The sequence below is a fragment of the Myxococcus sp. AS-1-15 genome, assembly GCF_020037055.1.
In the GTDB taxonomy this organism is placed as follows: domain Bacteria; phylum Myxococcota; class Myxococcia; order Myxococcales; family Myxococcaceae; genus Myxococcus; species Myxococcus fulvus.
This window is the reverse complement of the sequence record NZ_JAIQDF010000026.1, coordinates 73760-89060: the sequence shown is the minus strand read 5'-3', so window position 1 is coordinate 89060 and position 15301 is coordinate 73760. Positions and strand designations below refer to the sequence as shown.

Genomic DNA, 15301 nt, shown 5'->3' with positions numbered 1-15301 from the left:
CGGGCAGGGCCTTCTCGCTCTCAGGTCTTCTGCGCACACAGAGCCGAACGAGAAGTGCCCCTGCTCCCTCTTCCCGCGCACTTCCCGCCTGCCCGCCCTTCAGCCTGATCGAGAATCACGAACTTCGGTTTAGAACCAGTGGGTCGGACCTGTTCGCACCGTGAAACATGCATCTGTGTGACAGGCCCGCGAGGATAGCCACGGGTCCGAGACCCAACGCCCTCCGGCATCACGGCGAGCAACGGTTCAGCTCCGGCGACGGCTTCGGCTCCGGCGACGGGTGCTCAATGCCTTCCGACATTACGGCGAGCAACGGTCGCCAACTTCAAGGAGATCTACAGCGACAACTTCATGTGCTCAACGCCTTCCGGCATCACGGCGAGCAACGGAGTGAGTGGACGTTGGACAACGTCCGCTGGGACGACAGTGCTCAACGCCTTCCGGCATCACGGCGAGCAACGCCGCAGTAACAACGCACATCAATATCACCACGCACAAGTGCTCAACGCCTTCCGGCATCTCGGCGAGCGGTGGAATTGCGCAACCCGCGTCGTCTGCAATAACACGCTGGGGTGCTCAACGCCTTCCGGCATCACCGCGAGCAACGGAGTCTGGCCCCTATGCGCGCTGCATGAAATGGGAGTTGCGCTCAACGCCTTCCGGCATCTCGGCGAGCGGTGGTTCATCACATACCTCGCTACGAACACCTGCGCGGGTAAGTGCTCAAAGCCTTCCGGCATCACAGCGAGCAACGGTGACCGAGGAAGAGAAATGCGGGCTAACGCCTTCCGGCATCTCGGCGAGCGGCGACCGTGGAGGTCGCAGCCGAAGAGCAGACCATCGAGTTCATGTACTCAACGCCTTCAGGCATCTCGGCGAGCGCGGGACTCATCCAGCAGACCAACAACCTGTCCACCACCAACATGTGCTCAACGCCTTCCGGCATCACGGCGAGCGGCGGGATGGATAACGTCCTGACAGGGACGGCAAACCTGATGTGCGCAACGCATTCCGGCGTTACGGCAAGCGGCGGCTCTTGGGCGAGCTCTTCACCGTGGCCATACCGGAGCTCAATGTCGTCCAGCATCACGGCGAGCGTCAGTCGACTTGATGACCGAGGTCCTCGCACAGAAGTTCGAGTGCTAAACATCTCCCGTCATCACGGCGAGCAACAGCGAAGAAACTGGGTATCAACGCGCTCCGCACGCTGTGCTCAAGGTCTTCTGGCACGAGCAGCACGACGCGATTACGTGGCTGTGCGGTGCATGCTCAACCCCCTCCATCATCACGGCGAGCACCTGCCCCGAGCGCCGACTTCTTCGGCAACGCCGGTTAGTACTCAACGCCTTCTAGTATCACAGCGAGCAACGGCACGCCGCTTGTCCCTGCGCGTAACAGGCACCCAACGCCTTCTACATCACAGCCAGCAACAAAGGCGTGCGTCGACGAGTGCACCATGCGGCGGTGATGGTGCGCAGCGCCTTCCGGCATCACGAACAGCAACGGGAGCGAATGCACTACTTCAACATCAGCGACTACGACTTGTACTCAACGCCCTCCAGCATCACGGCAAGCGGAGAGCCCACCCCAGATTCAAACGCCTATTCATCTAACAAAGAGCGTCCCACGAAAACATGGAAGAACGCTGCTCTTCCGTCACCTACTTCCGCAGCAGCCGGTCGCTTACTGGTCGTCACGCCGCATTCGATATACTCCTCAACGTCCTCCATCAGGCGTCATCTACCAGCCCCCTAAGCAACTCCTCGCAACGCGCTTGAAGCTTGGGGCTCTTCACCAACACACGAAGCGCCTGGGCGCACTCCACCCGCACCTCGCGCGGCAGGTCCATCAACTTCTGCATCCACTGCGCGTCGAAGTCCTCGAGCACCTTACGCTGCTCCGTCTTCGCCGCCCGCTGCGCCTCCCCCCAGGCCTTGAACGCATCCCGCGCCGGTGACGGCCGAGACACCGCGCGCGGGGGATTGACCACCACGCTCCCCTCGGGCTCCAACCGCCCGTATCCTGCGGCCGTCTTACCCCCCACGCCCCAGTCACGCAGCGCCTCGCACAACCGGTCCGCGGCCCAGCGCAACAAGCGGAGCGTCTCCTCGTCCGCCCCCGGGGCCACGCTCAGCGCCACGAGGAAACGTCCCCCAGGGCGCACCGACAGGAACGCCACCGGGTTCGGCGACTCGTAGTCGTTGGGCCACGACCCCGCCGTCCCGTACCAGCCCCGCTGGTGCACCGTGAGCACATCGCGGGCCAGCATCCGTGGCGCCACCCCCTCCTTTCCGCGACTCGCCACCCACGGCGCGTCGTGGAAGAGGACCTGCCCCACGCTCGCCTCCTGGCCGAGCCGTTCATCCCCAGGCACCCCGAACAGCCGACGACTCGCCTCCGCCACCTCGTCGGGCTCGAAGCTCGCGCGCAGGTAGGCCGCGAGCACGCCCTTGAGTGAGGAGCCCGGAATCACCGGCACGCCCCAGGTGTGATGCAGCGTCAGCCCCACCCCCGTCGGCGAGGCATTCCCGTGCCCCGCCAGGAGCCGCCCCGTCGCTCGCATCTCCACCGAGGCCGTGTGCCACTGCGTCAGCGAGCCGCGCCACCGGCGGTACGCCACCCCGTAGTGCTCCGGCTCCCGCGCCCCGTCCATCCAGCCCAACCACCTCCGCCATGGCGAGCCGCTCTCTTCCTTCTCGTCGTCCTTCTGGGGCGCGTAGCGCTCGTGGGCCAGCCCCGCGTGACTCGGGCCCGTCGCCTCGAAACGGGGGAGTGTGGCCAGGACCTCACGCACGAGGAGCCTCCTTGAACGTGGCCTGGACCGCGCGACGGAACCACACCACCAGCCGCAGCGTCTCGCGCGTGGCCAGCATGTACTCCTCCAGCCCCAGCTTCCGCACGGCGCCCGGCAGCGTCTCCCCCGTCAGCGCCGAGGACAACCCCGGCAGCCGCGCCTTGCCGAGCACCTTCGCCAGGTCCTCGAGCAGCAACATCGCGGCGTTCGGCTCCTTCGGGTCCCGCTCCCGCTCCAGGAACGTGAGCGCCGCGGCCAGACCATCCCGCAGCACCGACGCCCCCAGGCCATGCACGCGCGGCTTGTAGTCGGGCCGGAGGTCCGAGGGGACCGCCGACACCCGGGCATACGCATCCGTCGCCCGCTGCTGCTCTCGCGTCACGCCGCTCATCGCCGCGCCTCCGTGTCGCCCGCCGTCCACGACAACAGCCGGCACCACCCACGCCCCACCGTCGCCTTGCCGCCCAACTGGAGCATCGTCCCCTGCCCGCCGAGCGCCGCGTCCAGCACCGCGCTCGCCGCCATCGCCTGCTTCGGACTCCAGGACGGGGACGCCGCCATCACCCCCATCAGCAGCGTCTCCGCCGGCAGGCTCTCCTCCGTCCAGAGCTGCCCCTTCGCGGCCGTGCCCGTGTCCGGGTCGATGCTCACGCGGGTGTCCACCTGCATCGCCGTCTCCCACAGGAAGCTCATGGTCTCGTCATCCACGAGCACCAGGCGCCGCGCGAGCAGCTCCCGCTCATCACCGGGCAGCGCGCGCTGGAGCGCCTCCGCCCAGGCCCCGAGCACCGCGTCGTCCTCGGCGTCCACCTCCAGGTCCAGGTCCTCGAGGTAGACACGCGCCCCGCCCGCCTGCTCGTGAAGACAGACACAGGACTTCAACGAAGCCACCCGCGCGCGGTGCTTCTTCAGCGCGGGGACCGGCGGAGGCGCCTCACCGCCTCCCTTCCGTCCACCCCAGTCCCGACGCGCCAGTGTCAGCAGCAACGGCGACGTCACCAGCGCGAACGTCCCCACGAAGCTGCGCACCGGCAGCGCGAGCAGCCGCGCGTCGCCCACCACCAGCGCCCCCGCGTACTCGCTGGGCTCGTCCCCCTCGGGCCCGTTCTTCGCGCGCCGGGGGCCGAAGACCGCGTCGGTCCGGACGGTGTCGCTCGCGCTCGCGTCACGCAGTACGCCCTTGAGCGACGAGCCGGGGATGATGGGGATGCCCGTGGAGCGCATCCGCATCAGCGGCAGGTCGATGACTCCCACGCTCTGCCCCGTGCCGACGTGCAGGGGGGACAGGGCTTGCAGCAGATAGGCTCGGCTTTCCATGCTCACGCTCCACACTCCGGGGGCAGTTCCCAGACGCCGGGCAACACCTGCCCGAGCGCCTCGTCGCGGCCGCCGCCCCACGAGGCCAGCCACAACGCGCGCAGCTCCTCGGTGGTGAACCAGCCCCCACCGACCTTCTCGAAGAAATAGACAGCCCCCGCAGGCACCCACCGCCGCGTCGCCCGGGGCTGGCGCTTCACCATGTCCCACGCGGACACATCCTGCGCCCGAGGCACCAGCGCCGCGCGCAACACCACCCGCCCCTCCACCCCAGGCAACGTGCCCACGTACTCGGGCTCGCCACCTTCCGCGCACGCGAAGCCATCCGGCAGCCACCCGCGCTCGAAGCTCGCGGGCGTCGCCAGCACCAGCTTCAAGCCCATCGAGGGCTCGGGCTGGAAGTCCTCGGGGCAGGCGAACAGGTCCGCCGTCGAGCGCTCCACCTCCGTCAACCGCCTGCGGCCTCCCAGCCCCAGCACGCCCGAGGGGAAGCCCGTCACCGCCTCGCCCTCGGGCTGCCTGCAGCGCACGCCCAGCGCCCACTCCACCGCGACCGGCGCCGCCGCGCCCTCGCGCTTCTCCAGGCGCAGCAGCTCCACGACCTGGCGCGAGTGCAGCATCGTGTCCTCCGCGGTCTGCTTGTCGGGCGCGATGGCCACGTGCAGGTCCGTGCGATGACCGGGGCCCGGAGTCGCCGGAGCCGCGAGGTCCTTGCGCAGCAGCCACGCGACCATGTCCGCCTCGGACCAGAACGCCGGCGCATCGCCCGAGGGCTTGCCCATCCGCCCCTCGTGGTCCGGCCGGGGATGCCACAGCGCCTCGCGCGCCCGGTCCTCATCGGGGCCGAGCGAAGTGATGACGCCCTCCGAGTCGGGCCACCAGGGCCGCAGTCGCTCGACCCGCGCGGGCTCGCCGTCCTTGCCCGCCACCACCACCGCGTCCGCGGGCGCGGGCCACATCCGGTGGCGCGGGGTGAAGGACGTCTCCCCCAGGTCACGCCGCAAGGCGACGAACCCCTTCAGCGCGAGGCTCGCGGAGCGCTGCTCCCACGCCTCCGGCGTCAGCCGGACGCCCGGCCGGTTCGACATGAGGTCCTGTCCCCACGCGGCGCGCAGCGCGCCTCGCACCGTCGTGGGCAAGGGCCACGGATGCGAGTACCCGCGCCCCACTTCACTCGTGTACCAGCCGCGACCATCCTTCACGGACAGCCCGTCGCGCGGCAGCAACGCGAAGCACTCCTCACTCATGCGCCACCTCCCTCTCTGAGCTCCAGTCCGCGACGCGAACGTTCGAGCGTCCCCGCCACCAACATCCGGTCCACCCACGCGAGCAGCTCCGCGTGGACCGTCTCGACACACTCCGGCGGCTTCTCCGCGAGCGCAGCCAGCCCCACGTCCGTCAGGGACAGGGCCTTGTCCTCCCGCTCACGGTCCTCGGAGTCGCGAGCCCGCCCCTCGGCGCGCGCCAGGATTCGCGACACCTCGGCCACCAGCACTGCCGCCTGTTCCTCCGACGACGTCTCCACGGGGAAGCGGCGCACCATCGTCTCCACCTCGTGCACCTTGCCCAGGGGCAGCCGGTCTCCCCCCAGCAGCGCCATGTCCTGGGACAGCCGGGTCAGCGGCTCCACGGCGGCGCCCTTCGGTGTCCAGCTCGCGGTCCACAGCCGCTCGCGCCCCGCATGCTTCGCCACGAGGACCGCGAGCGCGTCGCGCCCCGCGTCCTTCGCGGCCTTCTCCGCTCGACGCCCCAGGGCCAACAGCTGCCCCAGGCTCTCCATCACGTGGCCGATGCCCAGCCCCACCGACAGCGTGGGCACGGACGCTCCGCTGACAGGGGCCAGGTGCTTCGAGAAGGCGGCCGCCAGCGCCCGGGCACACTGGAGCGCGTCCGCCGGACACACGAAGGCCAGGACGTCATCGCCCCCCGCGTAGACGAGCATCCCGCGGTAGCGCGACTGGACGATGTCTCGCGCCTCCGCCGTGAAGCTCGCGAGCGCGTGGGAGACACGTCGGTGCGCCTCAATGCCCCCGTGCTCCGCCAGTCGACGGAGCAGCTCCCCCATCCGGTCCCCGTCGGCGACGAGGCAGGCCACGTAGGGGTACGGCGCCACGGACATCGCCGCGAGCAGCGGGCGGATGTGCTCATCCGCGAACCGCTCCGCCTCCTGCTTCGCCGCCTTGGGGTCCTCACTCCACTCCGCGAAGTACGGACGCCAGCGCTCGGACAGCAGGAGCTGGCCGTCGAACGGGAACGCATTCACCCACGCCAGGTCCGTCCGGTACACCGACGTGAACCCGCGATGGTCCGCGCACGCACCACGCAGCGCGGAGAGCTTCGAGCCGTGCTTCTTGCTCGCCGTCTCCAGCCACGCCGCCAACCCGATGCTCGGCACCGGCACGAACTGGTCCGGCTCGCCACCCGCGCGCTTGAGCAGCCCCAGCGCGTCCAACTCCTCGCGCTCACCGATGCGCAGCCGCTTCCACTCGCCACTCCGCGGGCGCTCGCGCTTCAGCACCGACGCGCGTCCACCGTCGAGGCTCGACTTGTGCGTGCCCGCCGGAGGCGCCTGGGTCCAGGCCCTGAACTCGCGCAGCCCCCGGCGCGCCTCCAGCGCGGCCTCGGCCTCCTCGAGGGCCGTCAGGTAATCACCGTCCTCCATCGGCGCCCAGGCCGCGTGGAACTCCAGGAAGGTGTCGAGTTGCTCGTCCGCCCACGCGTCCGCGCCCTCCGCGAGCAGCGGCCCGCCGCGCTCTCGCACGCGCACCCACTGTTCGCGCAGCGTGGCCCGAGCCGCCTTGCGCGCCGCGCGGGCCACCTCGGCCGCGTCACCCTTCACCACCGCGAGGACCTTGTTGGGGAAGCCCTTCACGGCCTCGGCGTCGGCCAGGGCCTGGTCGGTCCTGGTGACACGCCCCGAGGGCTTCGGCGCCGCCGCGTCGAGTTGCTCCGGATGCGGGAAGATGAGCTCGGCGCCCGCGTCTCGGAGCGCGCACGCCATGGCGCGGCTCAAGGAGGAGAGCAGATAGCTGCCGAACCACAGGTCGCGCGTGCGTCGGGCCTGGGCGATGAAGCCCTGCACCGGGCCGACCTTGAGCACGAGCACATAGGACTGAGTCGTCATCGGCTTACGCCTCCCGAGCCTTCTTCGTGTCACGCAGCCAGTTGAAGAACGCCTCGCGCAGCGATGTCGCCTCGCGCAGCGGCGTGAACAGGGGCTGGTCGTCATTCGCGCGCAGCACGTCGAAGCCCGCGCGCGTCGCGTCGAGGGCCTTACCGGACTGCATCAAGACGACCTCGCCATTCCGTGGGTATGCGCGCTCGAGCCACAGCGCGATGGGCTCGAAGTGACCATTGGCCAGCGGCATCGCCTTGACGATGAGCGGAGAAGCCAGACGGTCTCGAGGCACAAACTCCGTGCCTCCACGATTCCTCTTTTCTGCCACCCCCCACTGGAGCTGAACATCCTCGGGCTCGCTGGGCGAGTAATGACCCTTGTCCCGTCGCTTCTGTTGAAAGTGAACGACGATGGGGAGGCCGAAGCCTGCTCGTGGCCACGCAGGTCCTCGTGAATGCTGCGGCCGAGGGGCGTGCTCCTCGGGGTAGGCCCGATAACCCTTCCCCGACTTCAAGGGCCTCGCATGGTGGCGAATCTTGTCCGCCTCGGGCCAATTGGAACGTCGTGGACGCTTGGGGTGATCTCCCGGCAGTGGCGGATTCCTGGCCCGCTCCCCCTCCACCCCCGAGATCCCCTGGCGGAACTCTCGCAACCACCCGAGCGCCTCTCCCCATGCGGAGACGCCGAGTGACCCCGAGCTGTTCTTGAAGCCACGGTAAAGCCTTGCGCCTCGCAACAACGGCATCTCACCAGGTGACGGTGCGAGGTCGGGCCGGAACAGGGGCACGTCACCGAAGACACGCCGTAGGTCGTCGAGCGTCGCGCTCTTGGGCAACCACGCTTCGCGCTCATCTGCGGAGACGAAGGTCACCGTGCCACAGCCGCGACGTGTCCGTGAGCCATAGCCCCCGAAAAGCACCCACGCGCGGAGGGCCCCTCGAACCTCCCGAATGCCCTCCCCTTCCGGAGCTGAAACCTCCAAGGTGAAGCTCAGTCCTGGACTCCAGCGCGGCACCGGCTCCTCGTCGTCTTCGGCTCGGGCGGGCCACAGCGCATAAGCAGAAGACGGAGTCATGTCGATGGGAGAGCCATCCCGCCTGGCATCCCGGACGGCGCGCACGCACAGGTCCACCTGGGAGCGACAGGGCTTCTCTTCGCCGAGCGTCATCCCACCCCACAGCGCGCGCTCACGCCGGGCCAGTTCGAGCCGCTGATGCTCGCCGTAGGAATGGCCATACAGCGCGCGCCACCAGAAGCGCAGGTGTCCGCGCAGCGTGGGCACTCGGATGGGGTCCACCTCGGAGAGCTGACGCGGGACAGGCGCGCCCCCGAGGATGGGCGTGACGGTCTTCAGGTCCACGGTGAAGGTCTCTCGCCGAGGGCCCGTGGGCAGTCCGCGCCTGGGGCGCGGGGCCTTGGATGGAACGGGCAGGTTCAAAGAATCAGGGCACACCGCGGCTCCTCCTCGACCCGCCGGGGCAGGACGGTGATGGGGGTGAAGACATGGGGCGACCTCGCCCACGGGAAAGGGCGCACGACGCGCGGACGGACTCCGAGCGGCCATGGGCGGCGGAGCGCTCCCGGTGGTGGTGGATGAAGCGTGGGCTGGGGCGTCGGTGCACATGTCCACCGAGGAAGACGCCATCGCCGCGCGCCCCCCTCGCGGCCCCGTGCGTTTTTCTCCTGTGCGTCCAACCCTACCTGACGGATGTCAGACCTGGATGCTACCTCTCAGGTACAACATGAAACCCATCTTCGACCTGGTGCTCCGGGGGCTCGTCCAGCGCCATCCAGCGCAGTTGCTGTTCCTGCTCTTCGGCGATGAGGCACCACGCTTCGTCCGCGCCGCGGACAGCAGCCTCCCCCAATCCGAGCGACGCGCGGACGCGGTGCTCGTCGTGGAGTCGGACTCGGAGCGCTTCGCAGTGGAGCTCGAGCTCCAGGCACAAGCAGACCCGGACTTCGCACGGCGGCTCCTGGACTACACCGTGCGCGTGCACCTGCGCGAGAACCTCCCGGTGTTGCCCGTGGTCATCCTCGTGGTCCCCGAGGCCGAAGGTATCCGCCCACCCTACGTCATCCGCTGCCAAGGACAGCCGCGACTCACCTTGGATTTCCTGGTGGTCCGGTTGTGGGAGGTGGACTTCTCGCAGCCGGCCCTCCAAGCCGCCACGCCGCTGTTGCCACTCTCCGTCCTCGATGCCCGAGCAGGGCCCGAGCGAGCGACCTGGGCGGAGACACGCATCCGACAGGCCACCGACCTTTCTCCACGGGAGCAGATGGACTTGCTCGTCGTCCTGGGTACCCTGACGTCACGCCGCTTCGGAAGTGAGCAGCTCACTTCATCGTTGAGGAACATCATGATGGACTCGCCTTTCTGGGATGAACAGCGCGCGCTGGAGCGCGCCCGGGACCGAGCTCGGACGCTCATCAACTTTGCGCGCGTCCGGGAGCTGACGTTGCCCCCGGATTCACAGGAGCGACTGGCGGCACTGGGCGAAGCCGCGCTGGACCAGCTCATCATCCTCGCCTTCTCCCACCCGGACGCGGCGCTGCGCACCCTGCGCGACGCGACCCGGCCCCTATGACTTCCGAGCGCAGCCGTGGCGAAGACATCAAGCCTTCAACAGCGCGCTGAGTCGCTCGACCATTCGCCCCTGCTCGTCCACGGTCGAAACCGCCTCATACAGTGCCTCGAGCCAGTCTTCTCCCTCGCCCAGCGCATAGGCCAGGGAGGCAAAGGCACGGGCCTTCGAGAACATCTCCAGGGCCTCGGCCTCCGCGCTCCCGTCCTCGTCGCACCGGGAGAGATACGCCTCATCAAGCTGCGCGGCACGTTCAGCCAGCTCCCGTCGCAGGGTGGGCGTCGCTGAACCGCCACTCCGGATGGATTCCAGCGCACGGCTGGCGAGAGGGTCCATCACCCTGGAGTGACTCAACCCCATCTCACAAGCCGCCACCAAGGCCGCACGTCGGTTCGAGGATGGGGCTTGCAAGAAGACTTCCGCGAATCCGCGAGCGACAGCATCCAACCGATAGCCCTTCTTCACCGACCCACTCCTTTCAGCGCAGGGCCAGTCTGCCGTCGCCTACGCCGGGCTCGCCAGCTCCCTCGGGCCGCGCTGCCAGCTCCCCACGCCGACACGCAGGCGCGTGGGCAGGAACAGCCCGCACCCCATGTGCCGCCGTCCGCCCATCCCCTGCTCCTGCAAGGTCACTGAAGCGCACGCGGACAGGTTGCTCAGCGTCAGCCCGTACCCAATCACCTTCTTCCCCGCGATGCGCACCACGCGCCGCCGCCCCACGTGCACGGTGGCCTCGCACTCCAGCGTCGTCAGGGTCCGCTGCACCGCGCTCCGGAAGCTCGCGTCATCCACCGCGTTCTTGAACGTCACCAGCCGCGAGGACAGGGACACCGGCGCCTCCAGCGGAAATACCCGGGGTGCCCCCAGCGTCACCTCGCCCCCGCCCACTTCAATCGCCGAGCCGCCCAAGGGCATCCACACCGGCAACGCCTCCGTCGGGCACCGCACCCGCAGCGTCCCATGCCCCACCAGCAGGCTCTTCCCGCTCGCCCGCGTCCCCCGCAGGTTGAAGATGCCGACGTCCTTGCGCTCGTGCAGCCCCGGCAGCCGGTGGGACAGCGCCGAGAACAACGCATACCCATGGTCCAACGGAACCCCACCGCCTCGCGCGGGGTAGACGAGGTCAATCACTGACATGTTCATCCTCGATGGCCCCGCCACGGCGGGACCGGCCTGCGGGGAAGTCCTCGTCCGACACCCTGGACGAAGGGGTACTCAGGTGATGGCACCCGCCCACGCATGGAACGCCGGCGCGACGCCACGGGCCATACCTCTCGAAAGGCAGCCCAGGCACGTCCGATGCTCGGAAAGCAGGGGTCATCACGCAGCTCCACCCAGGAAGACGCCAACGCCACGTCGTCCCCTCGCGCCCCCTCGCTTTTTTCACCGGCCCCGCTCAGCGCCCTCGCCGCTTCGAGGCCCGCGCCGCCCCCTTCGCGCGTGGCTTCGGCGCCGCGTCCTCGCCTCCCTCCTGGAGCGCGATGCGCCGCGCGACCTCCGCCGCCGCGCGGACCTGCGGCGCCAGCACCTCCCCGGGCCCCTCCTGCCCGCCCCAGGATGACGGCGTCCCCAACTGCCGCAGCACCGCCCCCTCCAGCTCCGGCGCGTCGAACGAGAAACTCAGCGCGGGCAGCGGCGCGCGCGGCTGGTCATAGTCCGCCGAGGTCAGCTTCCCCAACCTCACCCCCGGCACCTCGGGGACGACGCCCGGCGCCTCCGACTTCCCCCGCTGCTTCGTCGAAGGCGAAGCCGGACGCCGCGCGCCCGCCTTCCCGCTCCCGCGCGTGGCCCGCAGGGCCCCCAGCACCTGCTCCTTCGTCCTGCCGCGAAGCTCGAACAGGAGGAACGGGTCGCGGTCCAGCGCCTCGCCGAGCACGTAGTGCGTGGCGGCCACGTGCTTGCACGGGTCTCCCCAGTCCGGGCAGGAGCAGCTCGTCACCAGGTCCTCGCGCCGCTGCGGGAACAGGCTCACGCCCGCCGCGCGGAACACCACGTCGATGTCCTGGGGCATCGACCCCGCCAGCAGCTCCGCGCTGTACTGCGCCTTGCCGCCCATCCCGGCGATGGCCTTCGTCCACACGTCCTCGTCGAGCTGTCCCAGCTTCAGCGAGATGACATAGGGCCGGGGCCGCGAGCCCGTCACCTTCGCGGTGACCTCGCCCCCGCGGATGACCAGGTCATGCGTCCGCCCGGCCCGCGCGTACGTGCGCCCTCGGGCCAGTCGCTTCGAGTCCCCCGCCAGCACGCGCTCGAGCGCCTCCAACCAGCGCTGGCCCCACCACGTGACGCCGGCCTTCTTCATCTTGATGCCGTGCTCGGGAGGCGGCCGCTTCGGCGCGGACGTCCAACCCCAGTCATTCCAGCGGCTCATGACGCCACCCCCTTCCGGCGCGGCGCGCGTCGTCGGAGTGCGCTCGGCCCGGGCGCCTCGTGCTCCTCCGCCTCGTCCGCGACGGCGCCCGAGGACAGCGAGAACAGCTCGCGCAGCGCCGCCGTGTCCAGCTCGGTCACCCAGTGCTCACCCGTGCCCACGACGCGCTCGGCGAGCCTGCGCTTCTGCTCGAGCAGCGTGTCTATCTTCTCCTCGACGGTGCCCGCGCACACCAGCTTGTGGACCTGCACCGCGCGCTTCTGGCCGATGCGGTACGCGCGGTCCGTGGCCTGGTCCTCGACGGCGGGGTTCCACCAGCGGTCGTAATGGAAGACATGGCTCGCCGCCGTCAGGTTGAGGCCCGTGCCCCCGGCCTTGACGGACAGCACGAAGACGCGCGGGCCGTGGGACTCTTCCTGGAAGCGGCGCACCAGCGCATCGCGCGCCTTGCGCGACGTGCCGCCGTGCAGGAACAGCACCTCCTGCCCCAGCTGCTCCGACAGGTGCGCCACCAGCCGGTCCCCCATCTCCCGGAACTGGGTGAAGACGAGCGCCTTGTCCCCCGCGGACAGGGCCTCCTCGAGCATCTCCGTCACGCGCGCCAGCTTCCCCGAGCGCCCCCGCAAGGGCCCCAACTCGCCGAGGTACTGCGCGGGGTGGTTGGCGATCTGCTTGGTGAACAGCAGCAGCGCGAGCACGCGGCCCCGGCGCTCGATGCCGTCGGCCTCCTCGATGCGGCGCAACTCCTCATCCACCACGGCCTTGTAGAGCGAGGCCTGCTCGCGCGTGAGCGTGCAGACGACCTTCATCTCGTTCTTCGCGGGCAGGTCCGCGATGATGTTCGGGTCGCTCTTGAGGCGGCGCAGGACGAACGGGCCGGTGATGCGGCGCAGGCGCTGCGCGGCGTCCTGGCTGCCATAGCGCTCGATGGGCAGCGCCAGCTCGCGCCGGAAGGTCTCCAGCGGCCCGAGCAGGCCAGGGTTGGCGAACTCGAGGATGGACCACAGCTCCGCGAGGCGGTTCTCCACCGGAGTCCCCGTGAGAGCGAAGCGCTCGCTGGCGGAGAGCGCCCGGGCCGCGCGCGCCGTGGCCGAGGCGGCGTTCTTGATGTTCTGCGCCTCGTCGAGCACCACCGTGGCCCAGTCCACGCGCGCGAGCAGCTCGGCGTCGCGGCGCAGCAGGCCGTAGGAGGTGAGCACGAGCGAGCCCGGGCCGCGCGGGAGGTCCTTCACCGCGCGAGCGCGCTCGGCGCCGTAGTGGGGCGTCAGGCGCAGCGAGGGGGCGAAGCGGGCGACCTCTCGCTCCCAGTTGCCCACCACGGAGGTGGGCGCCACCAGCAGCGTGGGGCGCGCCTCGCGTGGAGCACGCTCGAGCCTCCGGAGCAGGAAGGCCAGCACCTGCACCGTCTTGCCCAGGCCCATGTCATCAGCCAGGCACGCGCCAAGCCCGAGCGACGCCAGGGTGTCCAGCCAGTGCAGTCCACGCGATTGATACGGCCGCAGCGTGGCGCGCAGGGCCTCGGGGGCGGGCTGCGCGGTGGTGCCGCCCGAGCGCAGCCGGCCCAGGCGCTCCTCGAGCGCGCCGGTGGCGAGGACGGTGACGGGGAGCTGTCCGTGTCGCGTCTCTCCGAGCAGGGCCACGCGCACGGCCTCGCTCGCGGACAGGTGGCCGGGGCCCTCGGCGAGGTGGCGCTGGATGGCGTCGAGTTCGTGGGGATCCACCGCGACCCACGCGCCACGGAAGCGCACGAGCGGGGCCTTGCGCTGGGCGAGCAGCGCGAGCTCGCGCGCGGAGAGCGGCGTGTCGCCCAGCACGGCGTCCCAGTCCACGCGCAGGAGCGAGTCGAACCCCAGGCCCGAGGTGCCCTCGACGACGCCGGCGGTCTGGACGCTCGCGCCTACGCGCATGCGCAGACGCAGGCGGCGTCGGCCCGAAGAGGTGAGCTCACCGGGGACGATGACACCGAAGCCCGCGTCGGCGAGCAACCGAGCGCCCTCGGAGAGGAACGTCCACGCGGTGTCGGGTTCGAGCAGGAGGGCCTGGGGACGCGGGCTCTCGAGCACGAGGCCGATGGGGGAGAAGAGCCGGGCGGCGCGGCCGAGCGCCTCGAGCAGCGACTCCTGCGGGTCACGGAAGGCGCGGCCGAGCTTCTCCAGGTGGCGTCCGCGAGTCTTCCAGACGTCGGCGGCGGACACGAGCAGGCTCGGGTCATCCGGGGCCTGGAGGTGGAAGCTCAGCACGAAGGGCTCGCGGTCCGCCGTCGGAGGCTCGAGCCGGAAGCAGGCGCGCAGCCGGTCCCTCGCGCCGAGCGCGGGCTCGCTCCAGCGCGTCAGCTCGTCGACGACGGAGCGCTCGGCGAAGCCCTCGGGGGCGAAGTCGCGGCGAGGCCCGGAGAGCGCCGCGCGCCAGCGCTCGTCCCACGAGGCCGGACGACGCGAGGCGGCGCGAGGAGGCAGCGAGGGCCCACCGCCGCGCGCAGCGCGGACGAAGGTGTCCACGGTGGCGTCGAGGAAGGCGCGCAGCAGGGCCTCGGGGGCCCAGACGGAGGGAGTGGGGCCGGCGTCCACGGGGACGGCGTGGGCGGCGGCGGGCATGCTCCGGGCAAGGGCGACGACGCGGCCGGAGTCCTCTGCGGCGGAGAGGGCCGCGGCCCAGCGCGCCTCGATGCGCTCATTCTTGCGCAGGAGGGTGGGCGCCACGCGCTCCCGCGCGATGAGCTCCAGCGCGAGCTTGCTGGCGAGCGTCCAGAGCGCGAGGGAGCCGGGGAACGTGTCGACCTCGGAGGCGGGCACCACGGCGAGTCGCTTGACGGTGGCGGCGAGCGGCAACGTGTGTCCCGCGCACTCGCGCGGTCCGTCGGGCGTGACGAGGAGGGTGGAGGATGCGTCGCCCGAGCCGCGCAGGTCGGAGAGCACGCGAGGGAGCGGCTCGGTTCCCCAGAGGAACAGCGACTCGACGTCGGGCAGGAAGACGAGGGGCATCGGGCTGGAATGTAAGCCCGAGTCCTTGGGGCACCAGGACAATGAAGCGGAAGCAGGCACCCGGGTCATCGGCCCGCCCCCTGCGTCCAGACCGCCGGGTGGTGACTGGAGACATCAGGGGATGAACAGGAGACA

12 protein-coding genes are annotated in these 15301 nt (G+C 70.3%); 1 reads left to right on the top strand and 11 read right to left on the bottom strand.

Annotated elements, in window-relative coordinates:
- Positions 1 to 778: 778 nt before the first annotated feature.
- From K8625_RS41585 to K8625_RS41555, 7 genes are all read right to left on the bottom strand, one after another.
- Positions 779 to 1090: a hypothetical protein gene (locus K8625_RS41585; RefSeq protein ID WP_223785828.1), complete on the bottom strand. Its 312-nt coding sequence runs from the start codon at positions 1088 to 1090 to the stop codon at positions 779 to 781.
- 639 nt (positions 1091 to 1729) lie between these two features.
- On the bottom strand, positions 1730 to 2794 hold the full coding sequence (cmr6, locus tag K8625_RS41580; RefSeq protein WP_223785827.1) for a type III-B CRISPR module RAMP protein Cmr6: 1065 nt from the start codon (positions 2792 to 2794) through the stop codon (positions 1730 to 1732).
- Positions 2787 to 3185, bottom strand: coding sequence for a type III-B CRISPR module-associated protein Cmr5 (locus K8625_RS41575; RefSeq protein ID WP_223785826.1), 399 nt, complete (start codon positions 3183 to 3185; stop codon positions 2787 to 2789). Before K8625_RS41575 ends, cmr6 begins: the two co-directional genes overlap by 8 nt.
- On the bottom strand, positions 3182 to 4111 hold the full coding sequence (gene cmr4, locus K8625_RS41570; RefSeq protein WP_223785825.1) for a type III-B CRISPR module RAMP protein Cmr4: 930 nt from the start codon (positions 4109 to 4111) through the stop codon (positions 3182 to 3184). The genes K8625_RS41575 and cmr4 overlap by 4 nt, the downstream gene beginning before the upstream one ends.
- A gap of 2 nt (positions 4112 to 4113) precedes the next feature.
- Complete coding sequence (locus K8625_RS41565) at positions 4114 to 5358, bottom strand: type III-B CRISPR module-associated protein Cmr3 (protein ID WP_223785824.1); 1245 nt, start codon at positions 5356 to 5358, stop codon at positions 4114 to 4116.
- Positions 5355 to 7235, bottom strand: coding sequence for a type III-B CRISPR-associated protein Cas10/Cmr2 (gene cas10, locus K8625_RS41560; RefSeq protein ID WP_223785823.1), 1881 nt, complete (start codon positions 7233 to 7235; stop codon positions 5355 to 5357). Before cas10 ends, K8625_RS41565 begins: the two co-directional genes overlap by 4 nt.
- A 4-nt stretch (positions 7236 to 7239) precedes the next feature.
- Positions 7240 to 8682 carry an RAMP superfamily CRISPR-associated protein gene (locus K8625_RS41555; protein ID WP_370642035.1) on the bottom strand — a complete coding sequence of 481 codons (1443 nt, stop codon included), beginning with the start codon at positions 8680 to 8682 and terminating at the stop codon, positions 7240 to 7242.
- A gap of 289 nt (positions 8683 to 8971) precedes the next feature.
- On the opposite strand from K8625_RS41555, the gene K8625_RS41550 reads away from it, so the two are divergent.
- Positions 8972 to 9817 carry a hypothetical protein gene (locus tag K8625_RS41550; protein WP_141330481.1) on the top strand — a complete coding sequence of 282 codons (846 nt, stop codon included), beginning with the start codon at positions 8972 to 8974 and terminating at the stop codon, positions 9815 to 9817.
- 27 nt (positions 9818 to 9844) lie between these two features.
- Here K8625_RS41550 and K8625_RS41545 read toward each other — a convergent pair whose 3' ends face one another.
- From K8625_RS41545 to K8625_RS41530, 4 genes are all read right to left on the bottom strand, one after another.
- Positions 9845 to 10279, bottom strand: a complete 435-nt coding sequence (locus tag K8625_RS41545; protein ID WP_141330483.1) for a hypothetical protein — start codon at positions 10277 to 10279, stop codon at positions 9845 to 9847.
- Positions 10280 to 10318: 39 nt separating this feature from the next.
- Positions 10319 to 10951, bottom strand: a complete 633-nt coding sequence (gene cas6 / locus K8625_RS41540; RefSeq protein WP_141330485.1) for a type I-MYXAN CRISPR-associated protein Cas6/Cmx6 — start codon at positions 10949 to 10951, stop codon at positions 10319 to 10321.
- A 259-nt stretch (positions 10952 to 11210) separates the two neighbouring features.
- Complete coding sequence (locus K8625_RS41535) at positions 11211 to 12185, bottom strand: SWIM zinc finger family protein (protein WP_223785821.1); 975 nt, start codon at positions 12183 to 12185, stop codon at positions 11211 to 11213.
- Positions 12182 to 15166 (bottom strand): DEAD/DEAH box helicase, encoded by a 2985-nt coding sequence (locus K8625_RS41530; protein ID WP_223785820.1) that lies wholly within the window; start codon positions 15164 to 15166, stop codon positions 12182 to 12184. The genes K8625_RS41535 and K8625_RS41530 overlap by 4 nt, the downstream gene beginning before the upstream one ends.
- Positions 15167 to 15301 lie beyond the last annotated feature (135 nt).